Source organism: Erythrobacter sp. YT30 (genome assembly GCF_001542875.1).
Classification (GTDB): domain Bacteria; phylum Pseudomonadota; class Alphaproteobacteria; order Sphingomonadales; family Sphingomonadaceae; genus Erythrobacter.
In genome coordinates, this window is the sequence record NZ_LMAF01000002.1 from 1,825,771 (window position 1) to 1,841,969 (window position 16,199).

Genomic DNA, 16,199 nt, shown 5'->3' on the forward strand with positions numbered 1-16,199 from the left:
CAGGCCTTGGGCATTCCAGCCCCATGACGCGCATCCTCATCATCAATGGTCATCCAAGCGGAGAACCAAAGCACTTTGTGCCGGCTTTCGCGTCGGCGTATCAGATGGGCGCTGAGGAGCGGCATCAGGTTAGAAGGATCGATATCGGTTTCCTTGAGTTTGCGATGCTCCGAGAACCCCGACTCTGGAACGATCTAGAGCCGGAAGAGGACATCGTAAAAGCACAGAAAGACATTGCCTGGGCCGATCACATCGTCATCCTCTATCCTCTTTGGATGGGTGATGTGCCAGCACTGCTGAAAGCCTTCTTTGAGCAGGTATTCCGGCCAGGCTTTGCTGTCGAAATCACGGCAAAGGCGAAATGGCGAGCATTGCTGAAGGGCAAGTTAGCACGTGTCATTGTGACTATGGGCACGCCCGCGCCGATCTATCGTTTTTTCTTCGGTTCTCACAGTGTGAAGAGCCTGAAGCGGCACATTCTCCATTTTGTCGGCATCGATCCGGTTTTCACAACGATCATTGGCCGCGTGGACAGTTGGCCTGGCTATCGCAAGAAATGGCTGCGGCGGGTCGAGGAACTCGGACGGCGCGGGCGATGAACTTAATTGCTGACGATATTTCGGTGGTGACCATGAAAGCCATGGAATTTTCGTCTGTGGGATCGCCGCTTCAAATGGTTGAGCGACCCGTTCCAATGCCCGAAGCAAAAGAGATATTGTTGGAGGTCCTTGCCTGCGGGGTATGCCGCACTGACCTCCACATAGTGGATGGCGATATCGAAAACACACTACCGATCGTGCCCGGCCATGAAGTGGTTGGCCGCGTGGTTGCGAAGGGCGATCAGGTGAGCCGCTTCGCCATTGGTGAGCGGGTAGGAGTGCCTTGGCTTGGTTCATCATGCGGTCGATGTAGTTATTGTCGACACCGCCAGGAAAACCTGTGTGACGAACCCAGCTTTACCGGGTTTTCGGTTAATGGTGGATTTGCGTCACATTGCATCGCAAATGCTGACTACTGCTTCGCTATCCCGCCAAACATTGATGACATTCACGCAGCACCGCTGCTTTGCGCTGGCTTGATCGGGTATCGTGCGTTCTCGATGTGCGGTGACGCTTTGCGGATTGGCTTTTATGGCTTCGGGGCCTCAGCGCATATTGTGGCACAGCTTGCGACAGGACTAGGCTGCAAGATCGCCGCCTTCACTAGGCTTGGGGATGATACAGCCCAAGACTTCGCGCGGAAAATGGGGTGTGTGTGGGCCGGTGGTTCTGACATGCTGCCTCCTTTTGAGTTGGATGCAGCGATAATCTTTGCGCCGGCAGGAGAGCTAGTGCCGCAGGCACTGGCCGCAGTCCGCAAGGGAGGAACCGTGGTATGTGCGGGAATTCATATGAGTGACATCCCGTCATTCCCTTACGAATTGTTATGGGGTGAGCGACACATTCGCTCTGTGGCAAACCTGACGCGTGCAGATGGCGAGAGCTTCTTCGCAGCAATCTCTGCAATCCCGGTGCAAACGCACATCGAAACCTTCCCGCTGCATCAGGCGAATGAAGCGCTTGAAAGACTTCGCTCAGGCACAATTACAGGCGCGGCAGTGCTCGTGCCATGATGCGCCTGGGCTTGGTTCTTCTCTCAGCGTTGGCCGTCATTGCGCAGCCAGCACATGCACAGAGCTCATGGTCTACCGCCGAGGCGGAAATTCTGTATCGTTGGATGGAGCGCGCGGCAGGGGAGGGGCTCGATCTGCCCGATAACGAGAGCAGTGAGTTGCGCGCCGCAATTGACGCGGGCGATCTCGACCGCCTCGGTCCCGTAGCTGATCAGGCAGCTCTCACATTAATGCAAGCATGGCGGGGACGGTGCTGCGGCACGGCCAAAGCTTCATGGTGGCACATTGATGGCCGGTCAAATGACGCGGACCTGCAAGCCGGGTTGCAGCTGGCCTTGGAAGCTGGCTACCTCGACCTATATCTCCGATCCACTCGCCCAACGCATTCACACTACGCCGCTCTGATCGATGCTCTTGCCAAGGAAAGCGATCCCGATCGACGCCGCGTCATCATTGCCAATCTAGAGCGATGGCGCTGGATGCCCGCGCAGCTCGGTAAGCGTTACTTGCTCGTGAACATTGCCGCACAGGAACTGACCTTGTGGGAGGAGGGAGTCGAAAAGGACAGACGGCGAGTGATTGTGGGCAAGCCTGTCACGCGCACTCCGGTTTTCACCACGAAAGTAAGCGGGGTCGTACTCAATCCCTGGTGGGAAATCCCTTCAAGCATCGCCCGCGAAGGCATTGCCGGTTTCGTCAGACGGAGCCCGGCTGCAGCGCGCGCTCGCGGTTATGTCTTCCAAAATGGTCGATACAGGCAGATGCCAGGCGATAACAACGCTTTGGGTCGAATGAAATTGGTCATGCCCAATCCCTATAGCGTGTTCCTACACGACACTTCCAATCGTGAATTGTTTGCTGAAGATCGCCGGTTCTTCAGCCACGGATGCATCAGGGTGGACCAAGCGTTGAGTTTTGTTGGTACACTCTTCGCTCGTGATGGATGGGACTTTGCTCGCGTAGAGCGCGAGGTCGCTACCGGCAAAACGCAGACATTCGATCTTTCAGAAAGCGTCCTACTCTACGTTACCTATTTTACCGCCGAGCCCACAAAAAATGGCAGCATTCGCTTTTTGGAAGACGTCTACAATCGTGATCCGGTGAAGCTGACCAATACCTTCTATTTGGGGTCTACGGGGGTTTACGGATCACCTTTGAAACTTGCTTCGATCAAACTCTACAGGATCGAAGGAGAGCATGCATGCCAGAGCTGAACGTCACTAAATCGCCAGTTGAGAGTACAAAGCGCTTTTCCAATCGTGAAGCCGAAGGCGATTGGAGCGCTGAAGTCACCACTCAAGGAGGCGTCGAGATTTTGATCACCCCGGCGCGGCCCGATGACAAAGAGGCTCTCAGGCGTTTCTTCGATGGCGTCGCGCGCAGCGACATCTATTTCCGCTTCCTGTCGGGCATACGCAAGGTCGATGAAGACCGGCTGACGGAGATGGTCGACGACTCAAACGCTTGGACCATCGATTTCCTCGCTTTCGATCCATGGACGGGTGAGATTTTGGCCAGTGCGATGCTTGGCGCTGACAAGACTTTTGAACGCGCCGAATTCGCCGTCTGTACGCGGGAAGATTCAAAGGGGTTGGGGATTAGTTGGGCGTTGCTCGATCACGCCGTTCGCTATGCGAAAGCTATGGGAGTGAAGAAGCTTACCTCGCTTGAGAGCGCTGACCAACATGATGCGGTGAAGCTGGAACGAGAGATGGGTTTCAGAATCAAATCCTGCCCCGATCATCCGGGCATGATAGTCGCTGAAAAGGAGTTCCAAAGCCCCGCCTAAGGAGGTTTCCGTATCTGGACGGAGCGTTTCGAGAAGTAAAAAGGCCTCCCCCTTAACGAGACACTTGGGAGACCTGAAATGAGTGACGAAACAATGCTTGCCGAAAGACCACGCGAACATTCCGGCCTTTCGGATTACCTACGCGAACCGTTCAACCGGCTGCGCGGAGAAGTCGATCGGATTTTCGACGAATTCCCACCCCGGTTTCCGGCGACAAATCTTGGAATTCGCTACCTGGCGTCATTGCCGATGCCTGCATTGGAGATGCGGGAGACGGACAAGGAATACCATCTTTCGGTCGAATTGCCCGGCGTGCCAGGAGATGAAGTCGATATCAGCGTCGAAGGCGATCTGCTGATCGTGAAAGGCGAGAAAAAGGAAGAGCGCGAAGAGAAGGAGCGCGACTATACAGTCTCCGAGCGTAGCTATGGGATGTTCGAGCGGCGAGTTGCGCTTCCAGCTGATTGCGATGTCGAAGGCATTGAGGCGAGTTCTGAAAATGGCGTGATCGCAATCACTATCCCGCGGATCAAAACCGCTCCTGACAAGGGGCGCAAAATTGAGATTTCCGCAAAGAGCTGAGCGGGGTTGGGGAGAGAACCTCTAGCCAGCTCACGGGCCATCCTGCGCCAATCCAACCGGGGCGGGATGGCCCTTTTTCAGCAATGAAGGTCTATTAGATTCTAAATTAGGTGTTGCTAATTTAGAATGTGTTTATACATTGCTGAGATGAACATTGAAAGCTCACTCGACTTCGAAGCAATGAAGGCAAATGCTGGCGAGGCTGCGGACTATCTGCGCGCGCTTTCGAACCGGCCCCGGCTACTGATCCTTTGCCACCTTATCGATGCGCAAGAACTATCAGTGGGGCAATTGGTTGATCGCATCGGGATAAGCCAATCGGCCTTGTCGCAGCATCTTGCAAAGCTGCGCGCTCAGGGAATGATCGCCTACCGCCGCGAGGCTCAAACGCTCTTTTACAGGATCGCCGACTGGCGCGCCGAACGCATACTCGAAACGCTGCATGATCTCTTTTGCACCAACGAGCAGCAAATCGATGGTGAGGAACGAACATGACGACCATGACGCTTGATCAGCACATTACGACTGCGAGCGACATGATCGGGCAGGTCATTAGCGGGGAGGCAACCGCGCCAATTGTTCGCGGTTTCTTTCACGAACCCACGTTCACCGCCTCTTACGTCGTGCACGATCGGGCCACCAGTCGTGCCGCGATCATAGATTCGGTGCTCGACTTCGATCAGGCATCAGGCCGAACCTCGAGCGCTTTTGCAGATGCAATGATCGACTACATCCGCGATGCTGGGTTGGGAGTGGAATTCATCCTCGAGACTCACGCACACGCCGATCACCTCTCCGCCGCCCCATATATGCAGGAGCAGCTGGGCGGAGAGATCGTAATCGGTCACGAAATCCTGACCGTACAGGAGGTATTCGGCAAGGTATTCAACGAAGGCACCAGCTTCGCACGCGATGGCTCGCAATTCGACCGTTTGATTAGCGATGGGGAGCAGTTGCAGCTTGGCGAGTTGGAGATCCTTGCTCTTCATGTTCCAGGCCACACTCCAGCTGATCTAGCCTATGTCATTGGCGATGCGGTGTTCGTGGGCGACACAATGTTCATGCCCGACTACGGCACTGCCCGGGCAGATTTTCCCGGCGGCGATGCGCGGACACTGTTCCGTTCGATCCGCCGCCTTATGGCATTGCCTGACGCAACACGCGTCTTCTTGTGCCACGATTACAAGGCGCCAGGACGCGAGGATTTCGTTTGGGAAACCACGGTCGGAAAGCAGCGCGAGGAAAACGTCCACGCGCATGATGGCATAAGCGAAGATGACTTTGTCGCCATGCGCACTGCGCGCGACAAGACGCTGGGTATGCCGAAGCTCATCCTCCCTTCGATCCAGATTAACATGCGTGCCGGGCACCTCCCCGAACCGGAGCCAAATGGCACGCGTTATCTGAAACTGCCTCTCAACAGCCTCTAAGAAAAGGTCAGGCGATGTCTCCAATTGATCCGATGGATCCGTTTGTCGCGCTAGGCGGCGGCCTGATGATCGGCGTTGCTGCAGGCGTGCTGCTTATTTTTTCCGGGCGCATAGCGGGGATCAGTGGCATCGTTGCTCGCGCGACGGGAACCTCGAGTGGAGGTATGCCTATGGGACAGGCGATGGCATTCGTGATTGGAATGCCTATTGGCGCATTCCTGGTTGGTTCACGGGTGCGGTCTCCCGAAATCGTCGTTACAAATTCAGTCCCGTTATTGATCGCGGCGGGGCTTTTGGTGGGTGTCGGCACGAGAATGGGCAATGGCTGCACTAGCGGACATGGGGTGTGCGGCATGGCGCGCCTCTCGCCGCGCTCACTTGTAGCTACGGGATCCTTTATGTTCACTGGCTTCGCGATTGTCGCGGCCACTCGTTTCCTCGCAGCTGGATAAGGCCTTCATGAGAATTCTCATCGCACTTATGGCTGGAGCATTTTTTGGAGGCGGGCTGGTTGTTTCCGACATGGTCAATCCGGCCCGTGTGCTCGCTTTCCTCGATGTATTTGGCGATTGGGATCCAGCGCTGGCATTCGTCATGGGTGGCGCGATAATCCCTTCTGCCATCGCTTATTGGTTCTCAAAGAAACTCACACGACCGCTGATCGAAGAGAAATTCTTCGTGCCCCAAAACCGCACGATTGATGGAAGATTGATCATCCGCGCCCTTATCTTCGGTGCGGGTTGGGGGCTTGCCGGATATTGTCCGGGACCTGCGATTGCAGGTATCGCTTTCGCAGATTGGCAGCCAATCGTTTTCGTGGCGGCCATGCTTGCTGGGATGTGGCTCTTCCGGCTGTCGAGCGAGTTAGTCCAAAGCCAGCGATCCGTAGCATGATGGTCTAGGGTGAAGGCCTTGTCCCGCTTTGCCGGATATCTCCCGATCCTCGAGTGGGTGCGGGAGTATAATCGCGGTGCCTTGGGCAGCGACGTGATGGCGGCTGTGATCGTCACCATTATGCTTATTCCGCAAAGTCTTGCTTATGCGTTGCTCGCTGGTTTGCCTCCGGTGGTGGGTCTCTATGCCTCGATCCTGCCGCTTGTGGCATACGCTCTACTAGGAACGAGCCGAACGCTCGCGGTGGGACCCGTCGCTGTCATTTCACTCATGACGGCATCGGCAGCAGGAAGCGTGGCCGCAACCGGGACAGCCGAGTATCTCGAAGCGGCCATTACTCTGGCCTTTCTTTCTGGGATTATGCTTGCAGTTCTGGGATTTGTGCGCGCAGGCTTTTTGGCCAACCTCCTTTCGCACCCTGTGATCTCAGGGTTTATCACTGCAAGCGGCATCCTGATTGCTACAAGCCAGCTAAGGCACATCCTCGGGATTGAGGGAGGGGGGGATACACTCCCGAAACAGATTAAAGGGCTGGCGCCCAACATCGGCGACTTTAACATCCCGACTATCCTAATCGGCGTCAGCAGTCTCGCTTTCCTGTTCTGGGTGCGAAAGGGCGCCAAGCCGCTTCTTGTGATCCTCGGCTTCAAGCCGAACATCGCCGACATACTGGCAAAGGCCGGCCCAATTCTGGCAGTGATCGCTGCAATCCTCGCGGTGATGCTCGGCGGGCTCACGGAACGCGGCGTCGCTGTCGTTGGTGCAATCCCAAGCGGGCTCCCGCCGTTCGCAGTGCCTCAAGTCGATTTCGGCCTGTGGAGCCAGCTCTGGTTACCCGCGCTGCTTATCTCAATAATCGGTTTTGTCGAAAGCGTCTCGGTCGCTCAGACGCTCGCCGCCAAACGCCGCCAGCGCATCTCGCCTGATCAAGAGCTTGTCGGCCTTGGCGCGAGTAATATCGCAGCCGCCTTTTCAGGTGGGTATCCCGTTACAGGGGGCTTTGCACGTTCGGTGGTGAATTTCGATGCAGGAGCGCGCACTCCTGCAGCAGGAGCATATACCGCGGTGGGCATTGGTCTGGCTTCGATCTTTCTCACCCCGCTCCTGTTCTTGCTTCCCATCGCTACCCTCGCAGCGACCATTATCGTCGCAGTAGTTAGTCTCATTGACTTTAAGACACCGCTGCACCTGTGGAAGTATTCAAAGAGCGACTTTGCCGCCCACACTGCGACCATTGTGATGACGCTGGCAATGGGCGTAGAAGTAGGCGTCATTGTGGGCGTGGTCACCGGTCTGATACTCTATCTCTGGAGAGCTTCTCGACCCCATGCAGCAGTGGTCGGCCGTGTGCCGGGATCAGAGCATTACCGAAACATAGACCGTCACGAGGTCATTACATGGCCTCATATCCTCTCGATCCGCATCGATGAAAGTCTGATATTCCTCAACGCTCGCTGGCTGGAAGATTACGTGCTCGAGCGCATGGCGGAGAAGCCTGAACTGCGTCATGTCGTCCTCCTGTGTTCGGCGGTGAATTCGATTGATGCATCTGGTCTCGAAAGTCTGGAGGCGATTAATCACAGGTTGGCCGATGCCGGGATCAGCCTCCACCTATCTGAGATCAAAGGACCGGTGATGGATGCGCTGAAAAATTCCGACATCCTTGAGGAGCTTCATGGCATAGTGTTCCTGACGCACGACAGAGCAATCGCTCACTTGATCCAGCTGACAAGCGGTGAACCAGAGGGTGAGGATCACTGGCACGCGCGTGGTCTGATTTGACCTCCGATTAAGGAGACCATCGGAGATTTACCTATATCTCCTTGGTGCCAACTAGCTCACTTTCCTTCGGCGTATTCGAAGGAGGATCAAGTCGCATGCGTACAAGGTTTCGCGCTTTTACAATGGCAATGACCGGGGCTGTTGCGCTCATCATGACGGGATGCGCAATGAGCATCACCCCGTACCAACCCCTGAGTGCAGGAAGCAGAGTATCGGGTGGATATTCCGACCTTCGCATTGACGAAACGCACTACAGGGTGAGCTTTGCTGGCAACCGCCTCACGTCACGCGAACGGGTTGAGAGCTATCTGCTTTTTCGCGCCGCCGAACTGACGCTGCTCAAAGGCTATGATTACTTCATAATTGAGGATCGAGAGGTAGAGCACCAGATCCAGCGCGAATTTCAGCGCGACCTATTGTACGATCCCTGGTTTGCCAATCGGTACGGATATTGGCGGCCATACTGGCGATATTACCGCGTGGGAGCGGGCTGGTATCATTGGTATCCGTATTATGGAGATCCGTTCTGGGCAGACCGCTATAGCGTACGAACTATCGAGAGGTTCGAGGCAAGCGCCGATATTGCGCTTGGCAAGGGCACTCGGCCTAACGGCAATTTGCGCAGCTTCGATGCTCGCGAAGTAAGCGAGCGTCTCTCTCCACAGATTGAATATCCCGAACAATAGAGACGAGTCACAAAAATGCGACTGAACCTGAGATGAGGGGCACCGTCATGGCGCAAGAGACAGGAGCAGAGTGACACCGGCGAAATAGACGATAATCGCTGCGATAGAGTCTTCGCCCATCCGCAGGACTGTACGATCTCGCCGCTCAATCAGACCTATTACAAACAACCCTGTCAGAAGCAGGGCCAACATGGTTGCCGCTATTTCAAAGCCACCTGCCTGCTCGATTACACTGGGTCCCGGAGCCACGAGATCAATCGCAAGGATTATCGCGAGATTGAACATGTTCGAGCCGAAAATTTCGCCGATAGCGAGTTCGTAGCGTCGATGTGGCATTGCCCCCAGAATGGCGCTGGCTTCGGGCAATGATGTTGCCACTGCGATTATGAGCAGGCCGACAACACCCGTGCTCAATCCAGTCTCGATGGCAATGGTTTCCCCAGCATTGGCAAGAGTAACTCCTCCAACAAGGATGACGGTTGAGAAACCGGTAAGCGCGAGAGCAAGTCTGCCCGTTGGAATAGATCTCTGACGCGCTTCCTCGGTCACTTCGAGGTCAGGTGGATTAACGACCTGCCACATTGGGCGGCGTTCGGCGCGATCAGAGATAAGGAGGGCAACGACGACGCAAGCGAAAATGGCAAAGGACCAGGCACTGGCGGGTCCGCCCCAATCACCTCCACCGATACCGATGGCCGCCCCCACAAATGCAAAAAGCGTCATGCTCAAAACACCCTGGATCAGGGTCACCGGGCGCGCGACAACCGACGTCAAGGGCTTTGACCCCATGGCCATATCTGCAAGAGCCAGTAGCAGTAGGTTAAGGCTCGCACTGCCCAATATATCGTCCAACGAAAGGAGCGGAACGCCGATGGCAGCTGCTGTGGTTCCAGTGGCGAGTTCGGGAAGGGACGTGATGCCACCAAGCACCAGCATTCCCGCTATACCCTGACCGATGCCGGTCTTGTCGCTTAAGGCCACGACGTATGCTGGGAGCCTAGTGCCAGCCCACCAGACAGCTGACGCTGCTAGAACAAAAACAAAGACCGATTGCCACAATGGCGTCATTGGCGGGCTCTTTTACGGCAATCTTGCAGTTGGACACGGCGACACGCTTTTCGGGCCGCCGTGGTTCCGACAATTCAATCGGTCATCCCATCAAGCCATTGCGGGCGCGGTTGGAGCGGCTTGAGGCGGATTGGAAAGCATGCCCAACACCTGCCTGCCAAATGCACCGAGCCCGAACAGCATCGCGAGGAGCATAACGACCAAGCCAACAATGGGGATCAGTGCGAGCGCCAATAGGACTACAACGCCACCCAACGGCCACATGATTTGCTCAAATGTGCTCTCGGCATCTCCGGCCTTTCGCGTGAGCGCTTTGCGCGCAGCCATACCGATGAAGTGTGCGGTGACTGCAACAGCAATTGGAGTGAGGGCTAGTGACGCCACGAACAGGAAGATGGCGAGTGGGATTCCGACACCAGTCCAAAAAAGCAAAACTCCCAATACCGGGACTATGAACGCAAACAGGACGCCTATGCCAAGGGCTTGAAGTGGCTTCCCACCGAGCATTTGCGAAGTTGCGTGCATCACGCGCGGGACAATCAAGACGAGCAGAGCGACTATCACGAAGTAGCTGATGATCATCGATATGCTGAAGAACAAAAAGAACTGTCCAACACCCTTTGCTGCGTCTTCTACTTCGTAGGCGTCGGAAGATTGCAGCTGGGTCCGCTCTCCCTCAATAACTGCTGCCGGGTCAACCACCAGATTGGAGCCGCGATATATGAGATCGCCTTCGATCCGAGCCCTGGGGCCAAAAGTGATCGTATCACCCGACAAACGAGCCGTTCCCGAAACAACTGAGTTCACGAATATTTCGTTCGCGCCAATCCGAAGGTCCTGGCCAACTGGTGCTTCGAAACGCACCTCTCCGCCAGCGACGACAGCAGTGCCACCGATCTCGAAAGTCTCTCTCGCGACGACTTCACCGCCAGCGATAATGACATCGTCGGCGACTGTTGCAGCGTCCATCTGGATATCCCCTCCGGCTGCAATAAGATCATTCACTTGAGCATTCGATACTCTCAAATCGCCGCCAGCAAGAAAGAGGTGATCAGCCTCTGCGCCGCTCACCTCAATCGTACTTCCAGCGGCAAAGAGATCATCCGTTGTCTTTTGTGAAACGTTCAGATCCTCGGCAGCGGCGAAAACCATGTCGCTTTCCAAAAATGCGTTTGTTGAGTTCGACTCTTCTACACTTTGGCCAACGGTACTTGCTGGCAAGGCAAGAGCGCCACATGCGGCGATCAATCCAAGTGTAAGGCGTTTGAGAGGCACATTTTTGAAGACAGTCATGGCAAATCCCTTCACGCCGAGCGCTTTGCCCGACTATTTACCAATTGTGCCGCTCGTGGTTGGTAGCCAGTATCCGTAAATGTCCGGATGATGCGCTCAGTTGCCTTTTCTCGACAGATTTACGAAGCGCAAGCGATGCAGCGAGTTGCAATCGGGCGGGCTTTAAGCCGTTCCTCGGCGATCGCGTTGCCACATTGAGCGCATGTCCCGTAAGTCCCGTTCTCGATGCGCGCCAAGGCATAGCCAATCTGTTTCATCTCGGCTCTGAGCGCATCATCAATGCCTTCCAGCGCCTCGTCATCGGCCAAATCAACCGCTTGCTCGCTGAAATCGGCATCGAGCGGGTGGCGCAGGTCGTCCTCAATGATCTCTGCGCGATCAAGAAGATCCTTGAAACGTGCTTTGAGGACAGTTGCGAATTGGGCATTTTTTGTCATGGGTGCAATCCGGATAAGCAGCCGTGACCACCACGGCGATCTCTCTTCTTAGGGCGCACCGGACGCCCAAGGCGCTACGGCAATTTACGTAGTTCGAATGTAGTGAGGCAGGCTATTTTGACCGCACTTCATACCCTCCAGTGAAAGAAATTCCGATGCGATCCATTCTTCTGCACGTTTACGACGACAAATGCTTTGAAGCACGGCTTCAAGTCGCGCTTGATATTGCACGACAGTGCAAAGGACGCCTCACTTGCGCGCAAGCTGCTCCCTATGACTTCGGTATGCCAACCGACTTCTATGGTGCCATGTCGGCCGAAATGATGGTTGAGTACACCAAGACTTCAAAGAAGTTTCGCGCCAAAGTGGAGAAAGAGCTTTCCAACGAAGGGGTTGCCTGGAGTTGGGCTTCATCGGGCGGTTCAGCGATGAATCTCATCGCATGCCATGCGCCCATTCATGACCTCGTTATTGTCGGTGCGCACGATCCGCTACAGCTTAAGGGCTCGCCATCGAGGTTTGTAGGGGAACTGCTCGAGCGCGTTCGCGCTCCGATATTGGTTGTTCCGGAACATGTGAAGTCCTTCGATGTCGATGGACCGGTTACGGTGGCTTGGAATGGAGCACCGGAAAGTGCGCATGCCCTGAGAGCCGCGCTGCCACTCCTGAGCCGAAGCAGTTCTGTTCAAATTCTCACAGTCGAGGAGAAGAAAAAGACCAAACGGGAGGAGAAGTTTGACCTGCCTTCCATGCAGGCTTCGGAATATCTGGCTCAAAACGATATAACGAGCGAGTTGATCGAGCTTCCTAGAAAGAAAGGCGACTCGATTGCCGAAACTCTCGTGACAGCATCCAAGATCCGCGAGGCGGGATACCTCGTTATGGGAGCCTATGGCCACTCTCGCTTCCGTGAGCGGATACTTGGCGGCGTAACGCGCGATATGCTTCGCGAGCCGCAATTGCCTCTGTTCCTGTCCCACTAGTTGATGCTCTGGGCTTTAACGGAGACTACCGGCCATGTGGATAGCTAGGGCTCTAGGCACGCTCATTCTTGGCAGCGCAGTCTACGCATGGTCGACCAACCTATCGCGTGAGTTTAAGCGCCGGCGTCGTGAGGCGTCTTGGGAGCCGTTGCTGGAAGTAAAGAAACTAGAAAACAAAGACATCGCACATCTTCCCAAGCCAGTGCAGCGCTACATTGAAATTACCGGTTCGATTGGCGAACCGGTCGTTACCGAAATCAAGATGGAATTCGAAGCGACCATGTACGATGCTCCGGGAGCCAAAGGCATGACCGGCCCGGCATCGCAATATGATCGTTTCGACGAGATGCACCGCCTTTTCTTCATGCGAACGCACATGAAGGGATTGCCCATCAGTGTGTTGCATGACTTCGACGCTGATCGGGCAACGATGAAGGTTCGCGCTGCGGGGTTAATGAATGTCGTGGACGCAAGTGGCCCTGAACTGACTCGCACCGAGACGGTAACAATACTCAATGATATTGCCTTTTTCGCTCCATCGAGGCTCGTCGATCAGCGGCTGAAATGGACCGCAGTCGATGACAAGAGCGCCAAGGTCGAATTCACGCTTGGGGCAAACACGGTTTCGGCAGAGCTAATTTTCAATGATGCAGGTGAACTGGTGGACTTCATCTCCGAAGATCGGGGCATGATGCAAAAGGACGGTACTTTGCGCACTGCACGCTGGTCGACGCCGCTCGGGAATTATCGCAGGTTCGGCAATTGGCGCCTCGCAAGCGAGGGCGATGCGATCTGGCATCTGCCCGAAGGCCCTTTTACCTATGGTCACCTGCGTTTGGTCAAGTATGAGGCTCGGTGATCAACGTTGGCAAGTTGCGAGAAAAGAAAGACTGGAGATTGCCAATGATCGGTGGGGCCATCAAAAGTACGATCAGCAGAGCTATACTATGCTGCGTTTACCTTACATTTGCCGCCGACTCCGCGCACGCAGATGTCGTCATTGAGAACGTCAATATCGTCGACGTTGAGAATGGCGAGATTACCGAGCATCAAACGGTTCTGATCGAAGGCAATCGGATCACCCGAATTGCCGAACGATTTGAACCTCCTGTCACGGCAGAGCGCATAGATGGCGAAGGCAAATTTCTGATTCCCGGCCTGTGGGATAGCCATGTCCATATTTTTTCATCGCCGAACGAGCCTGACACGGCGCTGCCACTATATCTGATGCATGGTATCACTGGTGTGCGCGATATGGGTGCATTGTGGCCGATTGAGGATCAACAAGCGCTTCAAGCAAAGATCGAGACGGGCACTGTACTTGGACCAAGGCTAATTCTGTCTGGTGCTTGGGTTGATGCGAGACCGGGTTCTTGGCCGGGTATGTTTTTGGCCGACACACCCGCTGAAGCGCGGAAAGTTGTGGCTCAAATAGAAGAAGAAGGCTGGGCTGCAGTCAAATCCTATTCGATGCTAGATGAAGCAACATATCTCGCCCTAGCAGAGGCAAGCGAAGGCGCCGGCCTTCGCATCGTCGGGCATATTCCAGAGCGGGTGGGGCTAGAGACAGCCATAGCCGCGGGACAAGACGGGATGGAGCATTTCGGGCGCATCCCGATGGCATGCTCGACTGCGGAGGATCGAATGATCGGCGAACTCCGGGCAGCAATGGAGCGAGAGGCTGCAAGGGAAGAAGTTTTTGCCATTATGGCTTCGCGAAATCGGATCATCCTGGAGAGTTGGGACGAACAGCTTTGCCTGCGAGTTCTTGCGCAAGTTGCGTCCGCCGGACTTCACGTCAGTCCAACCTTGGTTGTCGCCGATTTCTACCTTGGAAACTGGCCTTCGGCCGACGCGCCAAGGATGCAGCTAATCCCTCCGCAAGTGCGCGAAGCCTGGGGCCGGCCCGATTTCCGATTGCAAGCGATGACCGATGAGGTTCGCGGCTTGGCACAGGAAAGCATCGCTCTCGACCGAAAGACGTTCCTATTGGCGCATCGCGCGGGCGTGCCGATCCTTGCTTCGTCCGATGCGTCCTTCGCCAATCCCTATCTGTTTCATGGATTTTCTTTGCTCGACGAGCTTGACCTTTATGTTGAGATTGGACTGACTCCACGTGAGGCCCTCTACACCGCAACGGTGGCACCTCCACGTTTCTTCGAGCTTGGTGACCAAGATGGGACAGTAGCGATAGGACGGCGTGCCGACCTTGTTCTACTTGACGCCAACCCATTGGAAGGGCTGGAGACTTTGCGCGAACCTCATGCAGTGATCGTCAATGGACGACTGCTCGATAGCGAAGCGCTCGCAGCGATGGGTGCAGATTTGCGCGAGAAGGCTCGCTCGGACGAGTGATCACGCGGCGCGCTACAGGAGGCCCAAGGTCAACAAGAACCCGCAAGCAAGCGCACCGATCAAAGGGACAATCGGCGGAACAATGAAACACTCATGTGGTGCCCGATCCTCGCCACGTTTCACCCGCAGCAGCGATATGTTGACGAGCACGAAAGTCACCAGAACAATCTGCGACGTGCGCTCCGCAAGCAGTTCGATAGGAAAGAGTTGGGAGAGCGTGATGATCACCAGAACGACCGCCAAGGTTGCCACCAGCGGGGTCTGAGTGCGCTTCGAAACCCAGGCGAATTGCCGCGGCAGATAGCCTCTATCCGCCATGCCATAGACCATCCGCGACGCCATGATGATCTGGATCAGGATGCCGTTTACGGTTGCAACTACCGCGATAACCCCAAAGGCATCTCGCAGGAGCCTTGGCGCATTATCGAATGCAAGCAAAAGAGGTGATGAGCTGCGCGCAAGCGCCTCTATCGGGATTGTCATTATGGCGGCGATGGTCGTCAAAACATAGAGAGCGCTTGATACAGCCAAAGTTACAAGCACAGCCCTTGGATAGGCGCGGCGTGGTTCCTTTACCTCCTCAGCCACGCTCGCCATATCCTCGAACCCGATGAAGGCAAAAAATGCCAGCGTAGAAGCGGCAAAGATTCCAAACCAATGAGCTACCTCGAATTTGGGCAGCAAATCGACCGCTGGGACAATTACTGGAGCTGGACCAGCGAAACTCCATCCGATGACGAGGAGCAACCCAGCAATCTCGATGAGGGTGATGACAGCAGCAGCGGTGACGGATTCTTTTATGCCCCACGCGGCGAGCAACCCCATGACTATCACCGTCATGATCGCCAGAATTGGGATGGGCAATCCGGTCAGTCCGCTAAGGTATCCTCCTGCACCAATCGCCACCGCAGACGCCGACACGATGCCTGACAGAGCGATCAGAAGGCCGATCGACGTAGTTAGCCAGGGCTTATGAAAGCCCGCTTCGACGTAAGCTGCAGCCCCAGAGCTAACGGGATACCGGGTCGCCAGCTCGATGTAGGACAGCGCCGTGATACCGACAATCGCCGCTGCGATCAGAAACGAGATCGGTGCGTAAATGCCAGCCTGCTCAGCCGTGGCACCGATAAGAACATATATCCCAGCGCCAAGAGTGACCCCAAGGCCATAGAGGCTGAGCAAAGGCCAGGAGAGTGCCCGCTTTAGCTTGGGGCTTTTCTCGCGATCTTGGGTGTGCGGAAGTTCGTCAAGAGCCTCGGACTTAGTCATGTAGCGAATTTGCTGTCCA

At 55.5% G+C, this 16,199-nt stretch carries 18 protein-coding genes; 14 read left to right on the plus strand and 4 right to left on the minus strand.

Annotated elements, in window-relative coordinates:
- Positions 1-23: 23 nt before the first annotated feature.
- From AUC45_RS13390 to AUC45_RS13440, 11 genes are all read left to right on the plus strand, one after another.
- Positions 24-599 (plus strand): NAD(P)H-dependent oxidoreductase, encoded by a 576-nt coding sequence (locus AUC45_RS13390; RefSeq protein ID WP_067603402.1) that lies wholly within the window; start codon positions 24-26, stop codon positions 597-599.
- Positions 596-1,612, plus strand: coding sequence for a zinc-dependent alcohol dehydrogenase family protein (locus AUC45_RS13395; RefSeq protein WP_233998775.1), 1,017 nt, complete (start codon positions 596-598; stop codon positions 1,610-1,612). Before AUC45_RS13390 ends, AUC45_RS13395 begins: the two co-directional genes overlap by 4 nt.
- A complete protein-coding gene (locus tag AUC45_RS13400; protein WP_067603403.1) occupies positions 1,609-2,826 on the plus strand; it encodes a L,D-transpeptidase family protein in 1,218 nt (405 codons plus the stop codon). The genes AUC45_RS13395 and AUC45_RS13400 overlap by 4 nt, the downstream gene beginning before the upstream one ends.
- A complete protein-coding gene (locus AUC45_RS13405) occupies positions 2,814-3,401 on the plus strand; it encodes a GNAT family N-acetyltransferase (protein ID WP_067603404.1) in 588 nt (195 codons plus the stop codon). Before AUC45_RS13400 ends, AUC45_RS13405 begins: the two co-directional genes overlap by 13 nt.
- A gap of 78 nt (positions 3,402-3,479) precedes the next feature.
- Positions 3,480-3,983 carry an Hsp20/alpha crystallin family protein gene (locus AUC45_RS13410; RefSeq protein ID WP_067603406.1) on the plus strand — a complete coding sequence of 168 codons (504 nt, stop codon included), beginning with the start codon at positions 3,480-3,482 and terminating at the stop codon, positions 3,981-3,983.
- A gap of 126 nt (positions 3,984-4,109) precedes the next feature.
- Positions 4,110-4,478 (plus strand): helix-turn-helix transcriptional regulator, encoded by a 369-nt coding sequence (locus AUC45_RS13415; protein ID WP_233998777.1) that lies wholly within the window; start codon positions 4,110-4,112, stop codon positions 4,476-4,478.
- 41 nt (positions 4,479-4,519) lie between these two features.
- Positions 4,520-5,413 carry an MBL fold metallo-hydrolase gene (locus AUC45_RS13420; RefSeq protein ID WP_369815251.1) on the plus strand — a complete coding sequence of 298 codons (894 nt, stop codon included), beginning with the start codon at positions 4,520-4,522 and terminating at the stop codon, positions 5,411-5,413.
- A 14-nt stretch (positions 5,414-5,427) separates the two neighbouring features.
- Complete coding sequence (locus AUC45_RS13425; protein ID WP_067603410.1) at positions 5,428-5,865, plus strand: YeeE/YedE family protein; 438 nt, start codon at positions 5,428-5,430, stop codon at positions 5,863-5,865.
- Between the two features lie 7 nt (positions 5,866-5,872).
- A complete protein-coding gene (locus AUC45_RS13430) occupies positions 5,873-6,307 on the plus strand; it encodes a DUF6691 family protein (RefSeq protein WP_067603415.1) in 435 nt (144 codons plus the stop codon).
- A gap of 9 nt (positions 6,308-6,316) precedes the next feature.
- A complete protein-coding gene (locus AUC45_RS13435; RefSeq protein WP_197409578.1) occupies positions 6,317-8,089 on the plus strand; it encodes a SulP family inorganic anion transporter in 1,773 nt (590 codons plus the stop codon).
- 95 nt (positions 8,090-8,184) lie between these two features.
- Positions 8,185-8,775 carry a hypothetical protein gene (locus tag AUC45_RS13440; protein ID WP_233998779.1) on the plus strand — a complete coding sequence of 197 codons (591 nt, stop codon included), beginning with the start codon at positions 8,185-8,187 and terminating at the stop codon, positions 8,773-8,775.
- Between the two features lie 45 nt (positions 8,776-8,820).
- On the opposite strand, the gene AUC45_RS13445 is transcribed toward AUC45_RS13440, so the two are convergent.
- The 3 genes from AUC45_RS13445 to AUC45_RS13455 all read right to left on the minus strand — a co-directional run bounded on the left by AUC45_RS13445 (position 8,821) and on the right by AUC45_RS13455 (position 11,573).
- Positions 8,821-9,843: a sodium:calcium antiporter gene (locus AUC45_RS13445; protein WP_067603417.1), complete on the minus strand. Its 1,023-nt coding sequence runs from the start codon at positions 9,841-9,843 to the stop codon at positions 8,821-8,823.
- A 90-nt stretch (positions 9,844-9,933) separates the two neighbouring features.
- Positions 9,934-11,136 (minus strand): polymer-forming cytoskeletal protein, encoded by a 1,203-nt coding sequence (locus AUC45_RS13450; RefSeq protein WP_067603420.1) that lies wholly within the window; start codon positions 11,134-11,136, stop codon positions 9,934-9,936.
- 119 nt (positions 11,137-11,255) lie between these two features.
- Positions 11,256-11,573, minus strand: a complete 318-nt coding sequence (locus AUC45_RS13455) for a TraR/DksA family transcriptional regulator (RefSeq protein WP_067603422.1) — start codon at positions 11,571-11,573, stop codon at positions 11,256-11,258.
- A gap of 155 nt (positions 11,574-11,728) precedes the next feature.
- On the opposite strand from AUC45_RS13455, the gene AUC45_RS13460 reads away from it, so the two are divergent.
- The 3 genes from AUC45_RS13460 to AUC45_RS13470 are packed head-to-tail and all read left to right on the plus strand — an operon-like array spanning position 11,729 to position 14,911.
- Positions 11,729-12,556 (plus strand): universal stress protein, encoded by an 828-nt coding sequence (locus AUC45_RS13460; protein WP_156423856.1) that lies wholly within the window; start codon positions 11,729-11,731, stop codon positions 12,554-12,556.
- 34 nt (positions 12,557-12,590) lie between these two features.
- Positions 12,591-13,415: a DUF6544 family protein gene (locus AUC45_RS13465; protein WP_156423857.1), complete on the plus strand. Its 825-nt coding sequence runs from the start codon at positions 12,591-12,593 to the stop codon at positions 13,413-13,415.
- A gap of 44 nt (positions 13,416-13,459) precedes the next feature.
- A complete protein-coding gene (locus tag AUC45_RS13470) occupies positions 13,460-14,911 on the plus strand; it encodes an amidohydrolase family protein (RefSeq protein WP_156423858.1) in 1,452 nt (483 codons plus the stop codon).
- A gap of 12 nt (positions 14,912-14,923) precedes the next feature.
- Here AUC45_RS13470 and AUC45_RS13475 read toward each other — a convergent pair whose 3' ends face one another.
- On the minus strand, positions 14,924-16,180 hold the full coding sequence (locus AUC45_RS13475; protein ID WP_067603433.1) for an APC family permease: 1,257 nt from the start codon (positions 16,178-16,180) through the stop codon (positions 14,924-14,926).
- Positions 16,181-16,199 lie beyond the last annotated feature (19 nt).